Genomic DNA, 24,466 nt, shown 5'->3' with positions numbered 1-24,466 from the left:
GACCTCGGCATCAAGGACATGGGCACGCTGCTGCCCGGCCACGGCGGCATCATGGACCGGCTCGACTCGCTGCTGCCGACGGCTCCGGTGGTGTGGTTGTTGTTGGTGCTGTTCGTTGGGTCTGGCTGAAGCCGGGTCTCGGCGCCGCGCCGCGGTAGCGGCACATGGATACAGCATGGACCGGCTCGACTCGCTGCTGCCGACGGCTCCGGTGGTGTGGCTGTTGCTCGTGCTCTTCGTGGGGTCCGGCTGAGCGGACCTCGTCCGGTGAGCTCCCGTCCTTGTGGGCGGGAGCTCACCGGCGTTTCGGGGGTTGTTCCGGGCAGGCACCGGCGGGCGCCGAGTGGGACGATTGAGGTGTACGTCGCGAAGGGGGTCATCATGGCCATCATTCGACAGAGCATCGATGTCGACCGGCGTCCCGAGGACGTCTACGACTACGTCATGGACACCCCGCGGCTGCCGGAGTGGCAGCTGAGCGCCGTGTCCGCGGAACGCCTCGACGAGGGCCCCTTCGGCATCGGCTCCCGGTTCCGGGTCACCCGGCACGTCGGCCGCCGTGTGATGCCGATGACCATGGAGGTCGTCGAGTACGACCCGCCCCACACCTGGGGCATGCGCGGTGTCGACGGCCCCGTCCGGGCCCGGGTGCACGGCGAGGTCGAGCCGTTCGACGAGGGACAGCGCTCCCATGTGACGATCGAGGTCGACTTCGAGGGTCACGGCGTAGGCAAGGTCCTGGTACCGCTCGTCATGCGCCCCCAGGTCCGCAAGGAACTCCCACGCAACGAGCAGCTGCTCAAGGACCGGCTGGAGCACGTGGGCGAGTAGGGCGTATCCCCTCCGGTGCCGCGGGTGCGGGCGGGGCACGGGCCACCGTCGGCGATCTGCGACACTGGTTGAGCCATGCCTAAGCCCGGAGAACTCACTTTCGTCGCCCCCCGCGGAGCCAAGAAGCCGCCGCGGCATCTCGCCGACCTCACTCCTGCCGAGCGCAAGGAGGCCGTCGCGGCTGTCGGGGAGAAGCCGTTTCGTGCCAAGCAGCTCTCGCAGCACTACTTCGCGCGGTACGCGCACGAGCCGGAGCAGTGGACCGACATTCCCGCCGGTGCCCGGGGGAAGCTGCAGGAAGCGCTGCTGCCCGAGCTGATGAGCGTCGTGCGGCATCTGTCGACCGACCAGGGCACCACGCGCAAGACGCTGTGGCGGCTGTTCGACGGGACGCTCGTCGAGTCGGTGCTGATGCGGTACCCGGACCGGGTGACCATGTGCATCAGCTCGCAGGCGGGGTGCGGGATGAACTGCCCGTTCTGCGCGACCGGGCAGGCGGGTCTGGACCGGAATCTGTCCACCGCCGAGATCGTGCACCAGATCGTCGACGGCATGCGGGCGCTGCGGGACGGGGAGGTTCCCGGCGGTCCGGCGCGGCTCAGCAACATCGTGTTCATGGGCATGGGCGAGCCGCTCGCCAACTACAACCGGGTCATCGGGTCCATCCGGCGGCTCACCGACCCCGAGCCCGACGGGCTGGGGCTCTCGCAGCGCGGGATCACCGTCTCGACGGTCGGTCTCGTCCCGGCGATCCATCGGTTCGCCGACGAGGGCTTCAAGTGCCGGCTCGCCATCTCGCTGCACGCGCCCGACGACGAGCTGCGCGACACCCTCGTCCCCGTGAACACGCGGTGGAAGGTCCGGGAGGTGCTGGACGCCGGGTTCGAGTACAGCGCCAAGTCCGGGCGGCGGCTGTCCATCGAGTACGCGCTGATCCGGGACATCAACGACCAGGCCTGGCGCGGTGACCGGCTCGGGCGGCTGCTCAAGGGCAAGCCCGTGCACGTCAACCTCATTCCGCTGAACCCGACGCCCGGGTCCAAGTGGACGGCCTCGCGGCCCGAGGACGAGAAGGCGTTCGTGGAGGCCATCGCCGCCCATGGTGTGCCGGTGACGATCCGGGACACCCGTGGACAGGAGATCGACGGGGCGTGTGGTCAGCTCGCGGCCACCGAACGGTAGTCTGACCGGCGTAAGAACATCTGCATATCCGACACCTGCATATTCCGACAGGGGAGCGCCACAGCGCTGAGAGTGCGGCACACGGCCGCAGACCCTCCGAACCTGGCCCAGGTCATTCTGGGTAGGGAGATCGGTCATCACTCGAGCTGTTGCGCCCTGCCCGGGATCTCCTGAGTTCCCGGGCGGGGCCGCGTCTTCTCCTGGTCATCCAGGAGGAATCCAGTGAGCAACAAGAGCAAGCGGCTGACGGCTGTGGTCGTCGGGCTCGGCATGGTCGGCACGCTCGCCGCCTGCGGGTCGTCCGGCGGCGGCCAGGGGTCCGGCGACTCCAAGACCGTGACCCTCGTCAGCCATGACTCGTGGGCCGCGTCCAAGGGCGTCATCGCCGCCTTCGAGAAGCAGTCCGGCTACAAGGTCGATGTCCTGGAGGACGGCGACGCCGGGCAGGCCGTGAACAAGGCGATCCTGACCAAGGACAACCCGCAGGGTGACGTCTTCTTCGGCGTCGACAACACCCTGCTGTCCCGCGCCCTCGACAACGGCCTGTTCCAGCCGTACGAGGCGAAGGGGTCCGAGCAGATCAAGGCCGCGTACCGGGCCGACCAGGACCAGCACCGGGTCACGCCCGTCGACACCGGCGACATCTGTGTCAACTACGACAAGAAGTACTTCGCCGACCACAAGCTGGAGCCGCCGAAGAGCTTCGACGACCTGGTCGAGCCTCAGTACAGGAACCTGCTCGTCACCGAGAACGCCTCCGCCTCCTCGCCCGGCCTCGGGTTCCTGCTCGGCACCGCCGCCAAGTACGGCGACGACGGGTGGGAGAGCTACTGGAAGAAGCTCAAGGCCAACGGCGTGAAGGTCGTCGACGGCTGGGAGCAGGCCTACAACGAGGAGTTCTCCGGCTCGGCCGGCGGCAAGAAGGCCAAGGGCGAGAGGCCGCTCGTCGTGTCGTACGCCTCCTCGCCGCCCGCCGAGGTCATCTTCGCCGACCCCAAGCCGGACACGGCACCGACCGGGGTCGCCGAGGGCACCTGCTTCCGGCAGGTCGAGTACGCCGGGCTGCTGAGCAACGCCAAGAACAGCAAGGGCGGCAAGGCGTTCCTCGACTTCCTGCTCAGCGAGAAGTTCCAGGAGGACATGCCGCTCAACATGTTCGTGTACCCGGTGCGCGAGGGCGCCCAGGTGCCGCCGGAGTTCGTGAAGTTCGGGCCGCAGGCGAAGGATCCCGAGACCCTGGACCCGGCGAAGATCGCCGACCACCGCGACCAGTGGGTCAAGTCGTGGACCTCACTCGTACTGAAGTAACCGGCCGGACGAGGGGCGCGGCGGCGCGGTTCGGGCTCATCGCCCTGCCCGTCGCGTTCTTCGCGGCGTTCTTCGCCTACCCCGTCGCCGCGATCGTCGCGCGCGGGCTGAAGGTCGAAGGCGCCTGGCGGTTCGGGCGGATCGGGGAGGTGCTGGCGCAGTCCGACGTCCGGCACGTCCTGTGGTTCACCACCTGGCAGGCGCTCGTCTCCACCGCGCTCACGCTGCTGATCGCGCTCCCCGGCGCGTACGTCTTCGCGCGCTTCGACTTCCGGGGCAAGCAGGTGCTGCGGGCGGTCGTCACCGTCCCGTTCGTGCTGCCCACGGTCGTCGTCGGTACGGCGTTCCTGGCGCTGGTCGGTCGGGGCGGGCTGCTCGACGAGCTGTGGGGCGTACGGCTGGACACCACCGTGTGGGCGATCCTGCTCGCGCATGTCTTCTTCAACTACGCGGTCGTCGTACGGACCGTCGGCGGGCTCTGGGCGCAGCTGGACCCGCGGCAGGAGGAGGCCGCGCGGATGCTCGGCGCCTCGCCCTTCAAGGCCTGGCGGCAGGTCACGCTGCCGGCGCTCGGGCCCGCGGTGGCCGCCGCCGCGCTCATGGTCTTCCTGTTCACCTTCACCTCCTTCGGTGTCGTCCAGATCCTCGGCGGGCCCACCTTCTCGACCCTGGAGGTGGAGATCTACCGGCAGACGTCGGAGATCTTCGACCTGTCCACCGCGGCCGTGCTGACGCTGATCCAGTTCGTCGCCGTGGGCGCGATCCTCGCCCTGCACGCCTGGACCGTACGGCGGCGGGAGACCGCGCTGCGGCTGGTGGACGCGTCGGTGACCGCGCGCCGGCCGCGCGGCGCCGGGCAGTGGGCGCTGCTGGGCGGGGTGCTGCTCACGGTCGTCGTACTGCTTCTGCTGCCGCTCGCCGTGCTGGTCCAGCGGTCCCTGGACGCGCCCGGCTTCGGCTACTACCGCGCGCTGACCAGGGCGGACGGCGGGATCTTCCTGGTGGCGCCGATCGAGGCGATCGGCAACTCGCTGGAGTACGCCCTCGCCGCCACCGTCATCGCCGTGGTGATCGGCGGCCTCGCCGCCGTCGCGCTCACCCGCCGGGACGCCGGGCGGTTCGTGCGCGGGTTCGACGCGCTGCTGATGCTGCCACTCGGGGTGTCCGCCGTGACCGTCGGCTTCGGGTTCCTGATCGCCCTCGACGAGCCGCCGCTGGACCTGAGGGCCTCGTGGATCCTGGTGCCGCTCGCACAGGCGCTGGTCGGGGTGCCGTTCGTCGTCCGGACCATGCTGCCGGTGCTGCGGGCGGTGGACGTGCGGCTGCGGGAGGCGGCCTCGGTGCTCGGGGCCTCGCCCTGGCGGGTGTGGCGGGAGGTGGATCTGCCGATGGTGCGGCGGGCGCTGCTGATCGCGGCCGGGTTCGCCTTCGCGGTGTCGCTCGGGGAGTTCGGGGCGACGGTGTTCATCGCGCGGCCCGACAACCCGACGCTGCCGGTGGCCGTGGCGCGGCTGCTGGGGCGGCCCGGGGAGCTGAACTACGGCCAGGCGATGGCCCTTTCGACGATTCTGATGGTGGTGTGCGCCGTGGCCCTGCTGGTGCTGGAGAGGCTCAGGACCGCCGACCGGACAGGGGAGTTCTGATGCTGCTGGCTCTGGAGGGCGCGACGGTCCGCTTCGGCGGGCGGGCCGTGCTGGACGCCGTCGATCTGGAGGTCGCCGAGCACGAGATCGTGTGCGTGCTCGGGCCCAGCGGCAGCGGCAAGTCGACCCTGCTGCGGGCCGTGGCCGGGCTGCAGCCGCTCGACTCCGGGCGGGTGTCGCTCGACGGGCGCGACCAGGCCGGTGTGCCCGCGCACCGGCGCGGGGTCGGGCTGATGTTCCAGGACCACCAGCTGTTCCCGCAGCGGGACGTGGGCGGCAACGTCGCCTTCGGGCTGCGGATGCGCGGGGCGTCGAAGCGGGAACAGGCCGAGCAGGTGCAGGAGTTGCTGGATCTCGTCGGGCTGCCGGGCGCAGGCCGCCGGGCCGTCGCCGCGCTGTCCGGCGGGGAGCAGCAGCGGGTGGCGCTGGCCCGGGCCCTGGCGCCGAGTCCCAGGCTGCTGATGCTGGACGAGCCGCTGGGCCAGCTCGACCGGTCGCTGAGGGAGCGGCTGGTCGTGGAACTGCGCGAGCTGTTCGGCCGGTTGGGCACGACCGTGCTGGCTGTGACGCACGACCAGGGGGAGGCCTTCGCGCTGGCCGACCGGGTCGTGGTGATGCGGGACGGGCGGATCGCCCAGTCCGGTACGCCGCTTCAGGTGTGGCAGCGGCCGGCCGACGCGTTCGTGGCCCGCTTCCTCGGCTTCGAGAACGTCGTCGAGGCGACGGTGGGCGCGGAGGCGGCGGACACGCCCTGGGGCAAGGTGCCGGTGCCGGAGGGCGCCCCGCAGGGCACGCGGACCCTCCTGGTGCGGCCCGCCGGAGTGCGCCTCGTCCCCGTCGGTGAGGGGCTGCGCTGCACGGTGACCGCCCGCACCTTCAAGGGCACCCATGTCGCCGTCCACCTCCAGCCGGAGGACGCCCCGCGCCTGGAGGCGGCCTGCGCGCTGCGGGCGGCGCCCGAGGTCGGGGCCGAGGTCGGGGTGGAGTTCGACGCGGCGGAAATCGCCGTGCTCGACTGATCGTCGCCCGCCTATGGTGCGGGCATGACCCTCCTCGCGCACGACCGCTACTGCGACGAAATAGCCCACCAGATCGGCCTGATGAGGTCGCTGATGACCTCCGGGGCCGACCTGTCCGCCACCGTGCCGACCTGCCCGGACTGGTCGCTGGAGGAGCTGGTCCGGCATACGGGCGGCGCCCTGCGCTGGGTGGAGCTCATGGTGCGGACCCGGGCCCAGGAGGAGGTGCCCGAGGAGGAGGTGCCGGGTGCCGAGGGGCCCGAGGCCCGGGGTGACGCCGCGGCGCTGGACGCGTGGCTCGGGGAGGCGGGTGAGCAGGTCGTCGCCGCGCTGCGCGAGGCCGGGCCGGACGCGAAGGTGTGGGGCTGGGCGGGGATCCTCAACGCCGGGTTCTGGGCCCGCCGGATGGCGCACGAGGTCACCGTGCACCGGGCGGACGCCACGCTCACCGCCGGGCTGCCCTACGAGGTCGCGCCCGACATCGCCGCCGACGCGATCGACGAGTGGCTGCGGATCGTGGAGTACGCGCAGACGGACCCGCACGACCAGGCGGCGAGGGAACTGCGCGGCCCGGGCCGCAGCATCCACCTGCATGCCACCGACACCGGGGCCGAGGTGAACGCCGAGTGGCTGATCGCGCTCACCGAGGACGGTGTCACCTGGCGCCGGGGCCACGAGAAGGCCACGGTCGCCCTGCGCGGGCCGCTCACCTCCGTCCTGCTCGCGTTCTACCGGCGGCTGCCGCTGGACGCTCCGGAGCTGGAGGTGCTGGGAGAGCGGGAGTTGCTGGAGTTCTGGCTGGAGCGGGCGACGTTCGGATGAGACGGACGTGGCCCGCCCCCTGTCAGGGGACGGGCCACATCAGGGTGTGCGCGGGCGTCAGCCTTCGCTGTTCGCCCCACGACGGCGCATGCCGAAGAACACTGCGCCACCACCGACGACGACCAGGGCCGCCGCTATGCCGGCGATGATGCCGGTGTTGGAGTTGGCGCCGGTCTCGGCGAGGTTGGAGTCACCGGCCGGGCCGGGCGCGTTGCCCGCCGGCGTGGTGCTCTCGCTCTCCGACGGCGTCGGAGCCGGGGTGTCGGTCTCCTCGGCAGGCTTCGAGGGGGAGGCCGACGGGGCCGACGGGGTCGGCGTGGCCGGGGGAGTCGAAGCCGGGGGCTCCTCCTCCTTCTTGCAGGCCGTGGCCGGGGTGACGAGGTTCGGCTTGATGTCCTCGTCGACGTACGGAGCGGCCTTCACGTGGATGCGGTACTCCGCGTTCGGCTTCCAGTCCTCGGCGAAGGTGATGGTGGTGCCTTCGCGCGAGCCCTTGACCTCCTGCTCGCCGACCTTCTGCGCGTCGGCGCCGTTGTTCTGCAGGTACACGGTGACGGTCGCCTTGATGCCGGCGGGGTCCACGTCGGTGACGGTGATGACGCCCTTGTCGCCGTCACACTTCGCCTCGGCGGAGAACTCGTTGATGTTGCAGGCGAGCGCGTTGCCGGCGGTACCGAGCGCGAGCGCGGCCGAGGCGGAGACGACACCGAGGATGCGCGCAGCACGTGCGCGGCGGGATACGGACAGAACTGCCACGTTTGTCCTTTACAGGATGCGTAAAAGCGGGGGGATGAGGCAGTGCTGACGGAACATCAGCACTACCAGGAGACTCACAGGTTTATAAGCGCCGCATAAGTAGTGTCAACGCATATGCAGCTTGCAAGCACTTGCTTTGCCTGCTTATTAACCGCCGAGGCGTTTCAACGCCTCCGGCGCCTCCTCGATCCGCTCGACCAGCGCGATCCGCGCCTCCATCGAACGCCCCCTGGCCAGCGACTGGAGCAGCGGCCACGTCGGCAGCCTCTCCGTCCAGTGCGCGCGGTTCACGAGCACCATGGGCGTCGGCTCGCCGCGCGACTCATAGTAGTTCGGCGTCGCGTTGTCGAAGATCTCCTGGACGGTGCCGGCGGCGCCCGGCAGGAACACCACGCCCGCCGTCGACCGGGCCAGCAGCCCGTCCTCGCGGGTGGCGTTGGCGAAGTACTTGGCGATGTGCGAGGCGAACGCGTTCGGCGGCTCGTGGCCGTAGAACCAGGTCGGGATGCCGACGGAGCGGCCGCCCTGCGGCCACCGGGTGCGTATCTCGAAGGCCGCCGCCGCCCACTGGGTGATCGACGGTGTGAAGCCTGGTGCCTTGCCGAGCAGGTCCAGCGACTCGGTGAGCATCGCGTCGTCGAACGGGGCCGCGTACGCGCCGAGGTTCGCCGCCTCCATCGCGCCCGGGCCGCCGCCGGTGGCGACCGTGAGACCGGCGCGGGCCAGTTCGCGACCGAGCCGCGCCGCCCCCGCGTACTCCTCGGTGCCCCGGGCCATCGCGTGGCCGCCCATCACGCCCACGACCCGGGCGCCGGACAGGAGTTCGTCGAGCGCGTCCGAGACGGAGTCGTCGTGGACCGCGCGCAGCATGGACGCGTAGACGTCCCTGTCGGTCTTCGTGCGCTGGAACCAGGCGTAGGCGCGGGCGTCGGGCGTGGCCTCGTAGCCGTCCGGCAGCGACGCGAAGAGCTCGTCCGGCGAGTAGACCAGGCCGCGGTACGGGTCGAAGGGCAGATCCGGGACGGGCGGGAAGACCAGGGCGCCGTCCCCGCGTATCTTGGCGGCCGCGTCCTCGCGCATCGCGCAGCCGAGGAAGACCGCGCCCGCCGTGTCCGTGGTGAGCAGTTCGCGCGTACGGTCCGTCAGGTCGACGGCCTGGACGCGGTGACCGGCGAGTGTGCCGCGCGCCGCGACGGTCGCGTCGAACTCCTCGAGCGTCTCGATCTCACGGTCGTCATGGTGGGCCGCATGGGCGGGCATCGTCTGCACCCGCCCATGCTGGCACAGCGGGTCTCAGCCCTGGACGGCCGCCGGGTCCATCCACACGACCTCGAAGGTGTGGCCGTCCGGGTCGTCGAAGGCGCGGCCGTACATGAAGCCGTGGTCCTGGGTCTCGCCGGAGACGGACCCGCCGGCCGCGACCGCCTTCTCCACCAGCTCGTCGACCTTCTCGCGGCTCTCCGAACTCAGCGCGATCAGCACCTCGCTGGTCGTCTTCGAGTCCGCGATCTCCTTCTTCGTGAACTGGCGGTACTTCTCCTCGGTGTGCACCATCACGACGATGGTCTCGCTGATCACGACCGAGGCGGTGGTGTCGTCGCTGAACTGCTCGTTGATCGTGTAGCCGAGCTCCGTGAAGAACTTCTTCGAGGCGGCGACGTCGCTGACACACAGGTTCACGAAGATCATCTGCTGGTACATGTGCGGTCTCTCCCATCGGGGCCGTGCTACCGGGTCCGTATCGTTACGCGGGGACAGACCGGGGGTCCGCGCGGAACTCATCGCGGTCCGGAGATTTTTCTCGTACGACTTCTCTCAGCGCGCCAGCGGCAGCGCCGCCAGCTCCGCGACCGTCAGGGTCAGCGGGGCGAACAGGGCGAAGAGCGCGCCCGCACGCAGGGCCGCGGCGCTGCGCAGCATGGTCGCGGGGGCGCCGAGACGCAGCAGCGCGGAGGTGGTGTCGGCGCGGGCCTGCCGGGCCTCGACGGCGGCCGTCAGGAGCGTCGCCACGGTGCAGCCGGTCACGAGGAGCACCCCGAGGAGGGTGAGCGGACCGAGCGACAGTCCGTCCGGGGCGTGCAGCAGCGCCATCGCGTACGTGGCCGACAGCACCGCGCAGACCACGCCCAGGGGGCGGCCGATGCGGGTGGCCTCCGTCATGAGGATGCGGCCGGCCAGCAGCCGCAGGGCGCCGGGGCGGGCCGACTGGAGCAGCCGGCCGCACAGGTGGGTCAGACCGGGACCGGCCAGGGCCAGGCCGACGGCGGCCAGCGTCCAGCCCGCCATGACGCCGGGGGAGGCGCCGGAGAAGGTGAGGTCGGGCGCCTTGGGGGCGGTACGGCTCGCGTAGGTCTCCACGGCGAGCCCCGCGGCCAGGACGGTGATGCCCCAGGGGAGGCCCGAGGGGGCGGCGGTGGGGGCGGCGTCGAACGTGACGACGTCCGGCAGCACCGCCTCGGGGACCGCGAGGGCGTCGGTGTGCTCCGGTGCCGAGGCGTGCGGGGCGGAGGGCTGAGCGGGGTCCTCGATCGTGCTCACCGCGCTCCCGGAGTCCGTGACGGTCGCGGCCGAGGCCGCTTCGCTCGTCCGGGCCGGCGGGGGCGCGCTCTGCTGCCCGGCGGGAGCGCCCCCGGGCCGGATGATCTGCCGGCCGAAACGGCCGTACGCCCCGAAGGTGTCGAGCGTGCTCGTGCGCCGGTACGCGCCGAAGCGGCCGTACACCACCCGGGCCGCGGCGGCCGCCCGCTGCTCCCTGGGGCGCAGTGCCAGCACCACCGCGATCGACGCGCCCGCGGGTACGAGTGCCAGCAGCGTCAGGGCCCCCGGCAGCGGCAGCGGCAGGCCCGCGCCGAGGGCCTCGGCCGCCGCGCCGTCGAAGGGCAGGCCGGTCAGGTCGCCCCGCAGATGCAGGAAGAACAGCAGGGCCAGCATCGAGCCCAGGGTGCAGGACAGGGCGGTCGTCGTCGCCGAGACGGCCATCAGGCGCAGCGGGCCGAGGCCGATCGCGGAGAGGCCGGTGCGGGGCTTGGTGCCGGGATCGGTGCGGGCCACCGCGAGGGCGAAGTACACCGTGGCGGCGAGGGGCGCCGCGCACCAGGCCAGGCGCAGCGCGGCGGCGCCGGGGGAGCCGGGGTGGCCCAGCGCGTAGCCCAGGGCGCAGAGCAGCAGGAAACCCGTGCCCGCCGAGGCCGCCGCGACCAGGAGGCGGCGCAGCTGGACGGCGGGGCGGGCCGCGCGGGTCAGACGGAGAGCGAGCACGCCGCCCGGCCTTCCGGCTCGGTGGTCTCGGCGACCGGCGGCAGATGCACCGTCTGCACACGCCGCCCGTCGAGCAGGAAGACCGTACGGTCGGCGAGGGCCGCGGTGTCCGGGTCGTGGGTGGCCAGGACGACCGTGATGCCGTGCGAGCGGGCCGCCGTGGTGAGGGTGCGCAGCGCGTGGGCGCGGTCGGCGCGGTGCAGGGGCGCCGTCGGCTCGTCGGCGAACAGCACCGAGGGCGCCGGGGCGAGGGCGCGGGCGATGCACACCCGCTGGCGCTCGGCCTGCTTCAGCTGGTGCGGGCGCTTGCGGGCGCCGTCGCCGATGTCCAGGCGCTCCAGCCACTCCAGGGCCGCTCGCTTGGCGCGGCGCCTGCTGGTGCCGCGCAGCATCAGCGGCAGGGCGGCGTTCTCCCAGGCGTTGAGTTCCGGGACCAGCGAGGGGACCGGGTCGATCCAGCCGAAGCGGTCGCGGCGCAGCCGCTCCCGGGTGAGGGCGCCCATGGTGTGCACGGGCACGCTGTTGAACCAGACCTCGCCGCGCCGTACGGGTGCCAGGCCGGACAGGCACCGCAGCAGGGTCGTCTTGCCGCTGCCGCGCGGGCCGCTGACGGCGAGGATCTCGCTCTCCCGGACGCCGAGGGAGACGCCGCAGAGCGCGGGCGAGCCGTCGTGGTGCTGGAAGTGCAGGGCGCGTGCCCAGAGCACGTCGTTGTCCGGCGGGGCCTCCATGGGCGTACACCTCGGTTCTGGTCGGAAAAGCTGCGCTGTGTCCCTCGTACGGGCGAACGAGTGCAGAGGGCGCTGGTCACGCGCTCGGCCCCGGGTAGCGTGTGTCGTGGACAGCGCGTCGCGAGAACCAAGCACGTGCCGCCTCCTAGGCGTTTCTGCCGCCCGGGCTGGTCTCAACCCGGCTGGTGCTGATCGCGTCAGACTCGGTCGCTCGCTGAGCGACCGAGCAGCGTGAGCCAGGAATCCCCCGTGAGGGGGAGGAGTCAATGGGCACGCTAGGCAGCCCACGGCTGGCAGCCGGACAGCACGCGGCCCCGGGCGCCCGTTTCTCACTCGAACGGACGGCACCGGGGCCGTTGTTGATCATCCCTATGGTGATCACCCATGAGGACAATCAGAGCTTCGTCCAGGCCTCCGAGAGGGTGGCCCGGAGGATCTGCTCGATCTCGTCGAACGTCGACTGGTCGGAGATCAGCGGCGGGGCGAGCTGGACGACCGGGTCGCCGCGGTCGTCGGCGCGGCAGTACAGGCCGTTGTCGTACAGCGCCTTGGAGAGGAAGCCGTACAGGACGCGCTCCGTCTCCTCGTCGTTGAAGGACTCCTTGGTGTTCTTGTCCTTGACCAGCTCGATGCCGTAGAAGAAGCCGTTGCCGCGGACGTCGCCGACGATCGGCAGGTCGTGGAGCTTCTCCAGGGTGGAGCGGAACGCGCCCTCGTTGTCGAGGACGTGCTGGGGGAGGCCCTCGCGCTCGAACAGGTCGAGGTTGGCGAGGCCCACGGCCGCGGAGACCGGGTGACCGCCGAAGGTGTAGCCGTGCAGGAAGGTGTTGTCGCCCTTGTAGAACGGCTCGGCCAGGCGGTCGGAGATGATGCACGCGCCGATCGGGGAGTAGCCCGAGGTCATGCCCTTGGCACAGGTGATCATGTCCGGGACGTAGTCGAACTTGTCGCAGGCGAAGATCGTGCCGAGGCGGCCGAAGGCGCAGATGACCTCGTCGGACACGAGCAGTACGTCGTGCCGGTCGCAGATCTCGCGGACGCGCTGGAAGTAGCCGGGCGGGGGCGGGAAGCAGCCGCCCGCGTTCTGCACCGGCTCCAGGAAGACCGCGGCGACCGTGTCCGGGCCCTCGAAGAGGATCTGCTGCTCGATCTGGTCGGCGGCCCAGCGGCCGAAGGCCTCCGGGTCGTCGCCGAAGTAGGGGGCCCGGTAGATGTTGGTGTTCGGGACCTTGTGCGCGCCCGGGACCAGCGGCTCGAACGGGGCCTTGAGGCCCGGCAGGCCGGTGATGGACAGGGCGCCCTGCGGGGTGCCGTGGTAGGCGACCGCGCGGGAGATGACCTTGTGCTTGGTGGGCTTGCCGACCAGCTTGAAGTACTGCTTGGCGAGCTTCCAGGCGGTCTCGACGGCCTCGCCGCCGCCGGTGGTGAAGAAGACCTTGTTCAGGTCGCCCGGCGCGTGGTGCGCGAGGCGCTCGGCCAGCTCGACGGCCTTGGGGTGGGCGTAGGACCACACCGGGAAGAACGCCAGCTCCTGCGCCTGCTTGAAGGCGGTCTCGGCGAGCTCGACACGGCCGTGTCCGGCCTGCACCACGAACAGTCCGGCGAGACCGTCCAGGTAGCGCTTGCCCTGGTCGTCGTAGATGTAGGTGCCCTCGCCACGGACGATGGTGGGTACGGGGGCCTTCTCGTACGACGACATGCGCGTGAAGTGCATCCACAGGTGGTCGTACGCGGTCTGGGAGAGGTCCTTGCTCACGGCTATCGGGTCCTCACGGTCATCGGGTTCCCCACATGTAGGTCTGCTTCTTGAGCTTGAGGTAGACGAAGCTCTCCGTCGAGCGCACTCCGGGCACGGCCCGTATGCGTTTGTTGATGACCTCCAGGAGGTGGTCGTCGTCCTCGCAGACGATCTCCACCATCAGGTCGAAGGAACCTGCGGTCATCACCACGTACTCGCATTCGGGCATGGCCGTCAGCGCCTCCGCGACCGACTCCACGTCGCCCTCGACGTTGACGCCGACCATCGCCTGTCTGCGGAAGCCCACGGTGAGCGGGTCCGTGACGGCGACGATCTGCATCACGCCCTGGTCGAGCAGCTTCTGGACGCGCTGGCGCACGGCCGCCTCGGAGAGGCCGACGGCCTTGCCGATGGCGGCGTACGGCCGGCGGCCGTCCTCCTGGAGCTGTTCGATGATGGCGAGGGAGACGGCGTCCAGCTGGGGCGAGCTGCCGTTCCTGGACTCGCGGGAGGACTCGCGGAGTTCCCGCGACCCCTTCTGGTCTGCGCTTCGACTGGCCACGAGGTCACTGTGCACGAGGTCTCGTCACTTCCGCAAGGCGTGATCGATGAAATCCGTTGTTTTGATTGCCGAAGCCTGCGGATTCCGTATGAATGAAGGGAGTGGGGGTGTTGAAAACGTGGCCCGGGCGACTAGGGTGGGTGTCTCAAGTACTGGACATCCGAACTGGAGGGCCGGCAGTGAGCACCGAGCTTCGTCGTCTGCGCAATTACATCGGCGGTGAGTTCCGGGACGCCGCCGACGGACGGACCACCGAGGTGGTCAATCCCGCGACGGGTGAGGCGTACGCGACCGCTCCGCTGTCCGGGCAGGCGGACGTGGACGCCGCGATGGCGGCGGCCGCCGAGGCCTTTCCCGGCTGGCGCGACACCACGCCCGCCGAGCGGCAGAAGGCCCTGCTGAAGATCGCGGACGCCTTCGAGGAGCGCGCCGAGGAGCTGATCGCGGCCGAGGTGGAGAACACGGGCAAGCCCATCGGGCTGACCCGCTCCGAGGAGATCCCGCCGATGGTCGACCAGATCCGCTTCTTCGCGGGCGCGGCGCGGATGCTGGAGGGCCGCTCGGCCGGCGAGTACATGGAGGGCCTGACCTCCATCGTCCGCCGTGAGCCGGTCGGCGTCTGCGCGCAGGTCGCGCCGTGGAACTACCCGATGATGATGGCCGTGTGGAAGTTCGCCCCGGCGCTCGCGGCGGGCAACACCGTCGTCCTGAAGCCGTCGGACACCACCCCGGCCTCGACGGTCCTCATCGCCGAGATCATCGGCTCGGTCGTCCCCAAGGGCGTCTTCAACGTCATCTGCGGCGACCGCGACACCGGCCGCATGATGGTCGAGCACGACACCCCGGCGATGGCCTCCATCACGGGCTCGGTGCGCGCCGGCATCCAGGTCGCCGAGTCCGCCTCCAAGGACGTCAAGCGCGTCCACCTGGAGCTGGGCGGCAAGGCGCCCGTCGTGGTCTTCGAGGACACCGACATCGCGAAGGCCGTCGAGGACATCTCGGTGGCGGGCTACTTCAACGCGGGCCAGGACTGTACGGCCGCCACCCGCGTGCTCGTCCACGAGTCCATCCACGACGAGTTCGTCTCCGCCCTGGCGAAGGCCGCCGCCGAGACGAAGACGGGGCAGCCGGACGACGAGGACGTGCTGTTCGGCCCGCTCAACAACCCCAACCAGCTCAAGCAGGTCGAGGGCTTCATCGAGCGGCTGCCCGCGCACGCGCGCGTGGAGGCCGGCGGCAAGCGTGTCGGCGACAAGGGCTACTTCTTCGCGCCCACCGTCGTCTCGGGCCTGAAGCAGGACGACGAGATCATCCAGAACGAGATCTTCGGCCCGGTCATCACCGTCCAGTCCTTCTCCGACGAGGAGCAGGCCGTGACATGGGCCAACGGCGTCGAGTACGCGCTCGCCTCCTCCGTGTGGACCAAGGACCACGGCCGCGCGATGCGCATGTCCAAGAGGCTCGACTTCGGCTGCGTGTGGATCAACACCCACATCGCGCTGGTCGCCGAGATGCCGCACGGCGGCTTCAAGAAGTCCGGCTACGGCAAGGACCTCTCGGCGTACGGCTTCGACGACTACACGCGGATCAAGCACGTGATGACGTCGCTGGACGCCTAGTCACCCGGTCCATGCCGCGGCCCCGGACGGTCGGTTTCCGTCCGGGGCCGCGGTGCGTGCTCAGGAGCTGTTCGCGCTCGACGGGCCGAAGAACTCGATCTCCGCGATGGCGACCTGCTTCTTCGCCGAGATGCCGTAGGCGGAGTCGATGGTGAAGCGGACCGCGCTGACCTCGCCCACGCGGAAGGCGCGCCGCTGGGGGCCCGCGCCCTGGTCGAGGGTGAGCTGACGGGTCGTCTTCTTGCCGTCGGCGCCGGTGATGGTGGCCGTGACGCGGTGCGGGAGCGCCGACTCGCGCAGCTTGTCGGCGCGGGTGGAGACGCCCGGCGTGATGATCAGGTCCAGAAGCCGGGTCGGCGTGTCGAAGTGGGCCTCTATCCACTGGCCCTCGCCCGACTGCGCCACGCCCGGACCCCACCAGGTGTCGTTGAGCTTGTCGAAGGCCAGGTCCGGCTTGTGACCCGGGTAGAAGCGGGACGAGGTGTAGCGGTCCGGGGAGGCCGGGGCGCGCTTGGCGAAGTGGTCGCGGGTGGCCTGGACGCCCTGGGGGATGTTGATCACCAGATAGATCAGCAGGGACAGCACGATCACGATGCCCAGCCAGGACAGGACACGGTCGAAGGTACGGCGCAGCCGGGGGCGGTCGCCCGCCCACGGGGTCTCCTGGCTGCCGAAGAGGCGTCGCCACCAGGGGAGCCGCAGCGGGCCGGCCGGTCCGTCACCGGCCATGGGCATCGCGCACCGGGCGCAGAAGTGCCGCTCGGGCCGGTTGCGGGTGGCACACCAGGGGCAGGGGGCGCCGCCGTCCATGCCGTGTTCCTGACCGGGGGCGCGTACGGCCTGCGGGCGCTGCGGCTCGGGGCGGCCGGGCAGGACCGGGGTGACGGACGGCTGCGGGTCGGGCCGGGGCTCGGGGTCGCCGACCGGGATGAGGAGGCTGCGGGCGCGGTCCGTCATGCCGTGCGTGTCGGCGTCGGTGTCGGCGGGGCGCGGGCTCTGGGTGACCGGGGGGACGGGCTCGGTGGGGGCGGTGTCGTCCGGGAAGCGGTCGGCCGTGGAGGGAGCGCCGGGGCCGGCGTCGTGGTGAGGAGTGGCTTCGGGGCCGGAGGCCGTGTCCGGGTGGGCGGTGGCGTCGGAGCGGGCGTGGGTGCCGGGGCTCGGCGCGGTGGTGCCGGGGTGATCGCCCTGCCAGGGGGCGGCTTCGTCGGGGGCCGGGCCGGATGTGCCGGGCGTCGTGGCGGCCGTGCGGGTGGCGCCCTGGTGCGTCGCCGTGCCGGTGGCGAGCCGGTCGCGGGCGGTGGGGGCCAGGCCCGTGCCGCCGTCCGGCCGGGCGAAGGCGTCCCAGCCGGGCTCGGGCGAGGAGGCGCCGCCCGGCTCACTGTCGGGCCTCGCGCGGCCGGTGGGCTCCGAAGCCCTGGAACCTCCGGTGGGCCCGGTGGTCCCGGAGACGCGGGCCGGCTCGGACGTCCGGGCCGGGCGGCCGGCCTCGGGCTCCCCGGCCGGTTCGGAGGCCCGGGCCGGGCGGGACGCCTCGGGAGTCCCGGCGGCCCCTGCGCGAGGGCCGGAGCCGCCGGCCGGGCGGTCCGTCCAGCTCAGTACCGCCCCGCAGGCGTCGCAGAAGGACTGGCCCGGTTCCGCGCGGGTGCCGCAGTCGGCGCAGTTCTGGGGGGTTGTCATGTCTCCCGGGTCCTTTCGGCGGGGGCACCGGCGGTCACCTGGACCGTGTACGGCATATGAGCGGGGCGGGCGGCGGACACGAGGGTCTCCAGGCGGTAGTGGTCCGCGGGGGTCGGGGCGGGAAGTCGTAGGTGGACGTGCAGGCGCGGGCGGGGCGCGCCGGGGAACGGGCCGAGCGGCCGGGCGCTCCACGCGGCGCCGCCGCTCTCGGTGATCTCGGGCTCCACGCCGAACGCGAGCCGGACCGCCTCGGACAGCCCGCGCCGGGTGCCGCGGATGCGGTGCAGATACGCGGCGGCCGCCACGGCCGCCCGCAGACGTGCCTCGGGTTCGTCGCCCGCGGTCTCCGCGCCCACCCAACTCCCCAGCCACTGGGTGAAGTCGAGCGGGGTGAGGGACGGGCGGAAGTAGGTGTCGAGACAGTCCAGCACGCCCAGGATCGGGGCGATCACGTCGTCGAGCCCGGCGACGAACCGCTGCGCGAGGTCGTCGTCGGCGAAGACGGCCGGCAGCATCGTGCCGATCGGCGCGGAGGATCCGAGGCCGTCGATCGAGCCCCTCATCAGGAACCGTCTCCGATCACCCGGACGCGGTGGTCGAACGAGAACACCAGAGACGGCGCGGACAGATCGATCCGGTTCGTGGGCTCGCCGCGTTTGCCGGTGAGCGGGTCCGCGGGGTGCAGGACCACCTCGTCGACCAGCTCCACCCCGGGCACGCGTTGCAGCACCGCGAACACCTCACCGGCCTGCACGGGCCGCCCGAACGGCCAGCCGGTGCCGTCCGTGCCGCCGGTCAGCGGATCGAGGTGCCGGTAGAGGGCGTCGTGCGCCTCCCGGCGCACCCGGTCGGTGTCGACACCCCGGAAGGCATGCACCGTGGCCACCACGGTGACGCCCTGGTAGTACGGCGGGCCCACCGCCAACCGGGTGCCGATCAGGCGCCGTTCGTCCAGATGCCGGGTGATGCGGTCCAGCAGCGCGTCACCGGGCACGAGTTGCTCGAAGCGCAGCCGGCCGCCGGGGTCGGGAACGGCCTGCGGCACGACCAGCACCCGTACCGCGTAGGCCCCGTGCTCGCCCTCCTCGCCCTCCAGACAGGTGATGCGCGCGGTCTCCGGGGCGGCGCGGCGGGCCAGTTCCTCGTAGTCGCGCAGCGTCACGGCACGCTCCTGGGCGCGCAGGGTGATCGGGGCCCGGACCTTCGCCTCCTGAACCGTCTCCCCGTCCACACCGCCGCGCGCGGCCTCGCGGTTGACGACCTCGGAGATGTACGGGATGGAGGTGCGCAGGACCTGCACGGCACCGCGCGCCACATTGCCCGCGCGCCCGCCGCCCGTGCGGTAGCGGCGGGCCCGGACGGGGGCGCCCTTGGGGGCGACCGTCCCGTACTGCCGCAGGGATCCGTCGGGTTCGCGCACGGCCGGGCCGAAGGCGATCTCGCCGGTCGTGGCGTCGAGGGTGATGTGCCGGTCGTTGGGCCCGGAGCCCGCGAAGTTCGGGACGACCCGCCAGTCCGTCCAGCCGTCGTGCTCGGCGGTCTGCAGCAGCACCGGCGGGTCGTCGCCGACCACGGGCGCGTGCACCAGGCGCAGCCGCTGGCCCGGCAGCCCGGTCGACTCGCCGAGCGCCTCGTCGTACACCGTCTCGGCGTGCACGGCCCCGGTCGTGCCGCCGATGGTGAAGGCCTCGGCGGCGCGCACGGTGGGAGAGGTCGTGTAGAAGGGCTGGTTCGGCCGGGGGTCGGTGACCCGGCAGCGCAGCCAGCCCGCCTCCTGGCCGGCGTTGCGGGACAGCACATGCCCGCCGGGGATGTGCAGGACGACCTCGCCGGGCCGGTTCAGGCCGCCCGTGCCGTCCCGGTCGACCTCGCAGATCTGCCAGCCGTCCGCGGTCCACGCCTCCCACACCAGCGGCGGCTGGCGCGGGTCCACGCCGACACCGTCCACCCGGCTGTCCAGGTCCAGGGCGACCGCGCAGTGCGGGACCGCGGCGGTCAGGCCGAACAGCATGGCGTCACCGGGGCCGGGCGACTCGGCGAAGCACAGCAGGTCCTTGTCCTCCTCCGCGAGGTCGGAGGTCCGGTCGACCATCGGCTCACCCCGGTGCTGCACCAGCAGATGACGCAACGCGCAGGGCACCACCGTCAGTTCGCGCTCGGTCCCGAAGACCACCGCCTCCTCGCTCTCGGTGCGCAGCGTGGCGACCTCCGTGCCCACCGGCACCCACACCGCCTCCTCCTGCGGAGCCGACAGCCAGAACGTCACCTCGGTGCGGGCCGCGGACGGCGGGAACAGGGTGATCCCGACGAGGTCCAGGAACGCCAAGTGGTTCTTCTCCGGCACCCGGTTGAGCCGGTAGACGATCTGGTCGGCCATGTGGGCGACCGTCTCGACGAGGGTGACGCCGGGGTCGGAGACGTTGTGGTCCGTCCACTCCGGGGCGCGCTGCTGGATGTAGCGCTTGGCGTCGTCGACGAACTGCTGGAAGCGGCGGTCGTCGAGGTTGGGGGAGGGCAGTGCCATCAGCGGTCGCTTTCGGGGGCGTCGGGCTCGTCGTGGGACGGAATGACGTAGAAGGGGAAGACCAGGCTGCGCGGGTTGTTGGTGCCGCGGATCGAGTACCGGACGTCGATGTAGAGGACGCTCTGGTCGGTGCCGGCGGTGACCTCGACGTCGTCGACCTCGATGCGCGGCTCCCAGCGGTCCAGGCTGGCGTACACCTCGTGCTGGATACGGCCCGCGGTCTGCTCGTTGACCGGCGCGAACACCAGGTCGTGGATCGCGCAGCCGAAGTCCGGCCGCATCGGCCGCTCGCCCGGAGCGGTCGACAGGACCAGCCGGATCGCCTCCTCGATCTCCCGCTCCCCGCTGACCAGGGCGATCCCTCCGGTCGGCCCGATGCGCAGCGGGAACGACCAGCCGGACCCGACGAACTGCTCGGCCATCAGAACCACACCCTGTCTTCTCTGGAATCGGTCACGGGATCGGCATCGGCACGGGAATGGTGGTGACGCCGAACACCTTCGAACCGATGAGGGTGGTCGGGGACTTGATCGTCGTGTTGGCGAGCGAGTTGATCTGTACGGTGCCGACGCCGGTGAGGTTCGCGACGCCCTTCGCGTCCAGGTTCAGGGCGCCCAGCGCGTTCACGCTGATCGCTCCGGCGGCCCGCATGTTGACGACCCCGCCGCCCTGGATGGTGAGCGGGCCGCCGCTCTTGAGGGTCAGGCTGCGCCGGGCGCTGAGCAGGAGATCGGTGCCGGCCTCCACCGACACCGACCGGCTGCCCTTGATGGTGACCGAACCCTTGCTGTCCACGACGATCTCGGTCTTCGTCCGGTCCAGGTTGATGACCAGCTGCTTGTCGCCGGACGCCAGCCGGACACCCTGTTTGCGCAGACCGGTCTTCTGGCTGAGCAGGTCCATCCGGTTGCCGTCCCGGTCCGAGACGGTGTGCCGGCTCGCCTTCTTGCGCACCGTGTCGTGCAGCGGCACGTCGTTCACGGGCGTCGGCTTGTCCTTGCCGTTGTAGAGCCCGCCGATGACGAAGGGATGGTCGAGGGCGCCCCGGTCGAACGCGACGAGGACCTCGTCGTTGACGTCCATGGGGAAGATGCCGCCGCCGCCGAGGCCGCCCCACTGCACGGTCCGCGTCCAGTCGCTGACATAGCTGTCGTCCAGCCAGGGGAACTGCAACCGGACCCGCCCCTGCTTGAGCGGGTCGTTGACATCGGTGACCAGGGCGTTGGCCACGCTCGGCAGCCGCGGCGCGCTCTCGGCGCCGCCGGAGGCGAGCCCGTACAGCGACCGCCACTGCCGCCCGCTGACCGTCACCCACGCCTCGTAGTGCTTGCCGTCGCCGAAGACATGCCGCACGGACGTGGCCGTGTACTTGCCCTCGAAGGGCTCCCCGACGTCCGACAGCGTCACCGGAACCCCCGGGCGCAGCTTGGGATTTCCGCGCGCCACGACCTCCAACTCGGCGAACGAGGAGGTGAGGTCGTCGGCGAGGGCGTCGGCGGCGAACTTCACCTCGTTCTGCCGGTCGTAGGGCGTGCTCGTCTCGACCAGCTTGGCCGGCTTGAACTTGCCGGCCGCCACGCCGGGTGTCGTGCCGATGCCGATGCCCGGGTTGTCGGTGGCCGGCGCGGTCGCCGTCAGCTTCTTCTTCGTCGTGACGTCCCAGCCCCGCGACTCGACCTTGCCGACCTGGTCGGCGGCGGTGACGGCGGCCCGCAGCCGCAGGATGTCGTGCCCGGCCTGGAGCACGAACGGGCTCCGGTCGCCGTCGGTCTGCGGCGAGGGCGCCCCGGACGACGGCTTCGGCTTCACGAACTGGAACTTGCCGTCGGCGTCGACGGACATCACCATCTCGTTCTCGTCGGCGAGCCGGGCGAGGAAGTCCCAGTCGGTGACGTTCGACTGGCTGATGAACTCGTACACCGTCTTCGTCGACTGCACCCGCCCCAAGGGCACCCCGCCCTGCGCGGCGAGCTTGCGCGCGATGTCCGACGCGCTCTGATTGCGGTAGGCGGCCACCCGGCGGCGGCGCAGCAGACGGTGCCCGAGGTCGTAGCCGCGGATCACGGTGAAGGTGCCCGTGCCGTCGTAGTCGGCCTCCAGACCGGTGACCTCGCCGGTCAGCAGCGGGTCGGCGGCGCCCTGGCCGTCGGACACCGGCGCGATGACCACCGGCGTGCCGAAGTTGACCTTCAGATCGCGCAGGAGGATCCGGTACGGGTCCCGGAACGTCAGCCGGAACGCGGCCGGCACCCCGGCGCCCTGGTCGACGTAGCTGTCGACCAGCGCCCGGGCGAACTCGGGCGGCAGCTTGGCGCCCCCGAGCTTCACCTCGACGACGTTGGAGAACGCGGACTGCACCATTACGGACGTACCTCCTCGGCGGCGGGCAGCACCAGTTCCGCACCGGCGGGCAGCCGGGACGGGTCGTCGATGCCGTTGGCCTCGGCGATCGAGCGCCAGGCGGCGGCGTTGCCGTACTCCCGCCAGGCCAGCGACTGCAGCGAGTCGCCCGCCACGACCCGGTGCACGCGCTGCGCGGTGAGCGCGCCCGACGTCGGGTTCTGCCTCTTGGTCTTGCTGGGGATCTCGTGCAGCTGGAGCCGGCAGGTCGCGCGGATGGGCACGCCGGTCGTGCCGAAGAGGGAGTACGTCGCCTCCACCGAGCTCACGTACGCCGTGAACCGGGCCGTCGAGAACGACCCCCACTGGAACACCACCCAGGGCGGCGACGGCTGCTTCGCGGCGATGCTCGCGTTGGTCACCTCGCAGCAGGCGAGCAGCGACTCCACCTTCTTCAGCACCGTGTTGCCGGTCGGCCTGGCGGAGGAGTCGAGGAAGATCTCCACGCCCATCTCCCGCGCCTCGGCGCCCATGAACTCCGGCAGGGCGCCGTCGCGTTCGATCTGCGCGGGCGTCGACTTCCACTGGGCGCGGCGGGTCAGGGACAGCTGCGCGGGATTGAAGTCGAAGCCGAAGGTCTTGATGATCCCGCCGGGTGTGGTGCTCTTGCCGACGGGGGGCTCGTGGATCGCGAGCGTCGCCCTGACGAGGCTCTTTCCGGCGCCCCTGCTGCTGGCTCGTGCCATGTCTCTGTACCGCCCCTCAGTCCGTGAACCCGTGGTGGGCGATCTCCAGGACCTCGGTCGCCACCGCCGGGTTGGCGGGGTCCAGGCTGGGCCCGCTCCAGCTCACCGGCAGTACCTCGATCAGCCCCCAGCGGGCCACCTCCGAACCGTCCGCGCGCAGCGCCGCGATCTGGGCGGTGGGCCGCTTGATCCCCGTCTGCACGGACGAGATCCACTTGGCGACCTTCGTGGTGTCCGGGGTGAGCGGGCGGGTCAGCCGGATGGTGGAGAAGGTGACACGGGTGGGCAGCTGCCAGACGAACCCGTTGTTGCCGCCCTCCTGGCGCTGCTCGACCTCCACCTGGGAGGACAGCCCTTCGCATCCGTTGAAGTAGCCGAGGCTCTCACCGTCGATGCTGAGGGTGAACCAGATGGTGGAGCCCGGGTCCTGGCGGGACATCGAGGGCCTTTCTGTATCAGTGGCGGGGGTCGCGGAGTCTGCCGATCCGCTCGCGGTCCATGCGGAGTTCTGTGCGGATCAGCCGGGTGATGCGGCCGATGAGGCGGTGGACGAGTTCGTCGAGCTGGAAGTCGGTGAGCTCTCGGGGGTCGAAGCCGCCGTTCGGGATCTCTGTGTAGGTGGGTGGGGGTGGTTGTGTCGCGGATGCGGACGCGGATGTGGATGCGGATTCCGCGTATGAGGGTGGGGGGCTTTGGGGTGGTGAGGGGGGTGTGTACGGGGGTGGTGCGGTCTGGGTGGTGAGGGTGTTGGCGATGGTGGCGGCCGCGGCGGCGGCGAGGGCGCCGGTGGTGTTCTTGGGGGCGTTCTTGGTGGTGGTCTTCGGCTTCTTCCAGAAGCGTTGGACCACGGGGAGGGGGGAGGTGGGGGTGTGCGTCTGGGCGGCCGGGGGTGTCGTTGGTGGTGCTGTGTTTACGGGGGCGCCCAGTGAGGGGCGGTGGGGCGTGGTGGGTGTGGCGGGGAGGGGCGGTGCCGGCTGCTGAGGTGAGGCGGTGGGCTGTGGGGTGATCGGTGCGCCGAGGCCGAGGTGGGGGGTGCGGCGGGTGGCGGGCGGTTGTGCGGGGCTGGGGGCGGTGGGGCGGTGGGGCGACGGGGTGGTGGGAGGGAGGACGGCTCGCTGAACGGTGCGCGCTTTGGCAGCGGGTACTGAGGGCGGGGTGCCGTGGGGCGGCTGTGGTTCGGGGCTCGTGGGTGCCGGGGCAGGAGTGCCGGCAGGGGACCGTGGTGGTGCTGTGGGGGCGGGGGAGTTGGTCCGGCTGTCGTTGGCCGGTGCTGGGGTGGCCTGTTGGCGTTGGACCGTCGGGGTCGCGCTGGTGCTGGTGTGGGTGCGGGCAAGTGTGTGGGGCGGTGGGGTGGAGGTGCCTGGCGTCGGTCCGGTGCCCGGGGCGGCCGGTCGTCGTTGGACGGTCGGAGTCGGTGGGGGTGCGGTGTCTGCCGTGCTGTGCGCGGACTTGCCCGGGAGCGACGGAGCGCCGGTGGGCCCTTGTGCCCCGGCCGGTCCTGACGGCGGCGTCACCGCACCCGGCCGGGGCACGGCTCCCTTCGGCTGCGTGGGTGCTGTCTCCGCGGCCGGGCTGTTCGTCGTACGGCTCGTGACGGCCGGGGTGTTGCTGTGGGCTGTATGGGCGGGGCCGGTGACCGCACGCTGCACAGAGGCCGGAGTCGTGGGCGCGGGTGTGGTGACTGCCGTCCCACTGCTGCCCGTTGATGTC

General features: G+C 71.5%; 23 protein-coding genes and 1 riboswitch. Of the genes, 8 read left to right on the top strand and 15 right to left on the bottom strand.

Annotated elements, in window-relative coordinates; genetic code table 11:
- The first annotated feature begins 9 nt into the window (after positions 1-9).
- The 7 genes from ACFT4A_RS17315 to ACFT4A_RS17285 all read left to right on the top strand — a co-directional run bounded on the left by ACFT4A_RS17315 (position 10) and on the right by ACFT4A_RS17285 (position 6,805).
- Complete coding sequence (locus ACFT4A_RS17315; protein WP_382831079.1) at positions 10-129, top strand: phosphatidate cytidylyltransferase; 120 nt, start codon at positions 10-12, stop codon at positions 127-129.
- A 252-nt stretch (positions 130-381) separates the two neighbouring features.
- Positions 382-831, top strand: a complete 450-nt coding sequence (locus tag ACFT4A_RS17310) for an SRPBCC family protein (protein ID WP_382830871.1) — start codon at positions 382-384, stop codon at positions 829-831.
- Between the two features lie 75 nt (positions 832-906).
- Positions 907-2,013 (top strand): 23S rRNA (adenine(2503)-C(2))-methyltransferase RlmN, encoded by a 1,107-nt coding sequence (rlmN, locus tag ACFT4A_RS17305; protein ID WP_382830869.1) that lies wholly within the window; start codon positions 907-909, stop codon positions 2,011-2,013.
- Positions 2,014-2,052: 39 nt separating this feature from the next.
- Positions 2,053-2,159: riboswitch (TPP riboswitch) on the top strand.
- A 124-nt stretch (positions 2,160-2,283) separates the two neighbouring features.
- Entirely contained in the window at positions 2,284-3,321 is a 1,038-nt protein-coding gene (locus tag ACFT4A_RS17300) for a thiamine ABC transporter substrate binding subunit (RefSeq protein WP_382831077.1), read from the top strand.
- On the top strand, positions 3,297-4,964 hold the full coding sequence (locus ACFT4A_RS17295) for an ABC transporter permease (RefSeq protein ID WP_382830867.1): 1,668 nt from the start codon (positions 3,297-3,299) through the stop codon (positions 4,962-4,964). Before ACFT4A_RS17300 ends, ACFT4A_RS17295 begins: the two co-directional genes overlap by 25 nt.
- Positions 4,964-5,983, top strand: a complete 1,020-nt coding sequence (locus ACFT4A_RS17290) for an ABC transporter ATP-binding protein (protein WP_382830864.1) — start codon at positions 4,964-4,966, stop codon at positions 5,981-5,983. The genes ACFT4A_RS17295 and ACFT4A_RS17290 overlap by 1 nt, the downstream gene beginning before the upstream one ends.
- A 24-nt stretch (positions 5,984-6,007) precedes the next feature.
- A complete protein-coding gene (locus ACFT4A_RS17285) occupies positions 6,008-6,805 on the top strand; it encodes a maleylpyruvate isomerase family mycothiol-dependent enzyme (protein WP_382830861.1) in 798 nt (265 codons plus the stop codon).
- Between the two features lie 57 nt (positions 6,806-6,862).
- On the opposite strand, the gene ACFT4A_RS17280 is transcribed toward ACFT4A_RS17285, so the two are convergent.
- From ACFT4A_RS17280 to ACFT4A_RS17250, 7 genes are all read right to left on the bottom strand, one after another.
- Positions 6,863-7,561, bottom strand: coding sequence for an LAETG motif-containing sortase-dependent surface protein (locus tag ACFT4A_RS17280; RefSeq protein WP_382830859.1), 699 nt, complete (start codon positions 7,559-7,561; stop codon positions 6,863-6,865).
- A 147-nt stretch (positions 7,562-7,708) separates the two neighbouring features.
- The gene (locus ACFT4A_RS17275) at positions 7,709-8,830 is read right to left on the bottom strand and encodes an LOG family protein (RefSeq protein ID WP_382830856.1); all 1,122 of its coding nucleotides are present in this window, start codon (positions 8,828-8,830) and stop codon (positions 7,709-7,711) included.
- Positions 8,831-8,854: 24 nt separating this feature from the next.
- A complete protein-coding gene (locus ACFT4A_RS17270; protein WP_189728040.1) occupies positions 8,855-9,262 on the bottom strand; it encodes a VOC family protein in 408 nt (135 codons plus the stop codon).
- 114 nt (positions 9,263-9,376) lie between these two features.
- Positions 9,377-10,819: a hypothetical protein gene (locus ACFT4A_RS17265; RefSeq protein WP_382830852.1), complete on the bottom strand. Its 1,443-nt coding sequence runs from the start codon at positions 10,817-10,819 to the stop codon at positions 9,377-9,379.
- Positions 10,801-11,550, bottom strand: a complete 750-nt coding sequence (locus ACFT4A_RS17260; RefSeq protein WP_189728044.1) for an ABC transporter ATP-binding protein — start codon at positions 11,548-11,550, stop codon at positions 10,801-10,803. The genes ACFT4A_RS17265 and ACFT4A_RS17260 overlap by 19 nt, the downstream gene beginning before the upstream one ends.
- A 394-nt stretch (positions 11,551-11,944) precedes the next feature.
- Entirely contained in the window at positions 11,945-13,306 is a 1,362-nt protein-coding gene (locus tag ACFT4A_RS17255) for an aspartate aminotransferase family protein (protein WP_382830850.1), read from the bottom strand.
- Positions 13,307-13,325: 19 nt separating this feature from the next.
- Positions 13,326-13,865 (bottom strand): Lrp/AsnC family transcriptional regulator, encoded by a 540-nt coding sequence (locus ACFT4A_RS17250; RefSeq protein WP_215118267.1) that lies wholly within the window; start codon positions 13,863-13,865, stop codon positions 13,326-13,328.
- Between the two features lie 164 nt (positions 13,866-14,029).
- On the opposite strand from ACFT4A_RS17250, the gene ACFT4A_RS17245 reads away from it, so the two are divergent.
- Positions 14,030-15,469 carry a gamma-aminobutyraldehyde dehydrogenase gene (locus tag ACFT4A_RS17245; RefSeq protein WP_382830847.1) on the top strand — a complete coding sequence of 480 codons (1,440 nt, stop codon included), beginning with the start codon at positions 14,030-14,032 and terminating at the stop codon, positions 15,467-15,469.
- A 60-nt stretch (positions 15,470-15,529) separates the two neighbouring features.
- Here the strand turns inward: ACFT4A_RS17245 and ACFT4A_RS17240 are convergent, their stop codons facing one another.
- From ACFT4A_RS17240 to ACFT4A_RS17205, 8 genes are read right to left on the bottom strand one after another with little or no spacing between them, the layout of a single operon-like run.
- The gene (locus ACFT4A_RS17240) at positions 15,530-17,146 is read right to left on the bottom strand and encodes an NADase-type glycan-binding domain-containing protein (protein WP_382830846.1); all 1,617 of its coding nucleotides are present in this window, start codon (positions 17,144-17,146) and stop codon (positions 15,530-15,532) included.
- A complete protein-coding gene (locus tag ACFT4A_RS17235; protein WP_382830843.1) occupies positions 17,143-17,709 on the bottom strand; it encodes a phage tail protein in 567 nt (188 codons plus the stop codon). The genes ACFT4A_RS17240 and ACFT4A_RS17235 overlap by 4 nt, the downstream gene beginning before the upstream one ends.
- Positions 17,709-19,670, bottom strand: coding sequence for a putative baseplate assembly protein (locus ACFT4A_RS17230; RefSeq protein ID WP_382830841.1), 1,962 nt, complete (start codon positions 19,668-19,670; stop codon positions 17,709-17,711). Before ACFT4A_RS17230 ends, ACFT4A_RS17235 begins: the two co-directional genes overlap by 1 nt.
- Positions 19,670-20,092 (bottom strand): GPW/gp25 family protein, encoded by a 423-nt coding sequence (locus ACFT4A_RS17225; RefSeq protein ID WP_184598462.1) that lies wholly within the window; start codon positions 20,090-20,092, stop codon positions 19,670-19,672. The genes ACFT4A_RS17230 and ACFT4A_RS17225 overlap by 1 nt, the downstream gene beginning before the upstream one ends.
- Positions 20,093-20,123: 31 nt before the next feature.
- The gene (locus tag ACFT4A_RS17220; RefSeq protein WP_382830838.1) at positions 20,124-22,031 is read right to left on the bottom strand and encodes a VgrG-related protein; all 1,908 of its coding nucleotides are present in this window, start codon (positions 22,029-22,031) and stop codon (positions 20,124-20,126) included.
- Positions 22,031-22,756, bottom strand: a complete 726-nt coding sequence (locus ACFT4A_RS17215) for a LysM peptidoglycan-binding domain-containing protein (protein ID WP_189728059.1) — start codon at positions 22,754-22,756, stop codon at positions 22,031-22,033. Before ACFT4A_RS17215 ends, ACFT4A_RS17220 begins: the two co-directional genes overlap by 1 nt.
- 16 nt (positions 22,757-22,772) lie before the next feature.
- Positions 22,773-23,195 (bottom strand): phage tail protein, encoded by a 423-nt coding sequence (locus ACFT4A_RS17210; RefSeq protein ID WP_184598457.1) that lies wholly within the window; start codon positions 23,193-23,195, stop codon positions 22,773-22,775.
- 16 nt (positions 23,196-23,211) lie between these two features.
- A complete protein-coding gene (locus ACFT4A_RS17205; RefSeq protein ID WP_382830835.1) occupies positions 23,212-23,604 on the bottom strand; it encodes a hypothetical protein in 393 nt (130 codons plus the stop codon).
- Positions 23,605-24,466: the final 862 nt, after the last annotated feature.

This window comes from Streptomyces sp. NPDC057099, from assembly GCF_042671245.1.
In the GTDB taxonomy this organism is placed as follows: Bacteria; Actinomycetota; Actinomycetes; order Streptomycetales; family Streptomycetaceae; genus Streptomyces; species Streptomyces purpurascens.
Note: the sequence above shows the minus strand (reverse complement) of the source record. Positions and strands in the feature narration are given on the sequence as shown.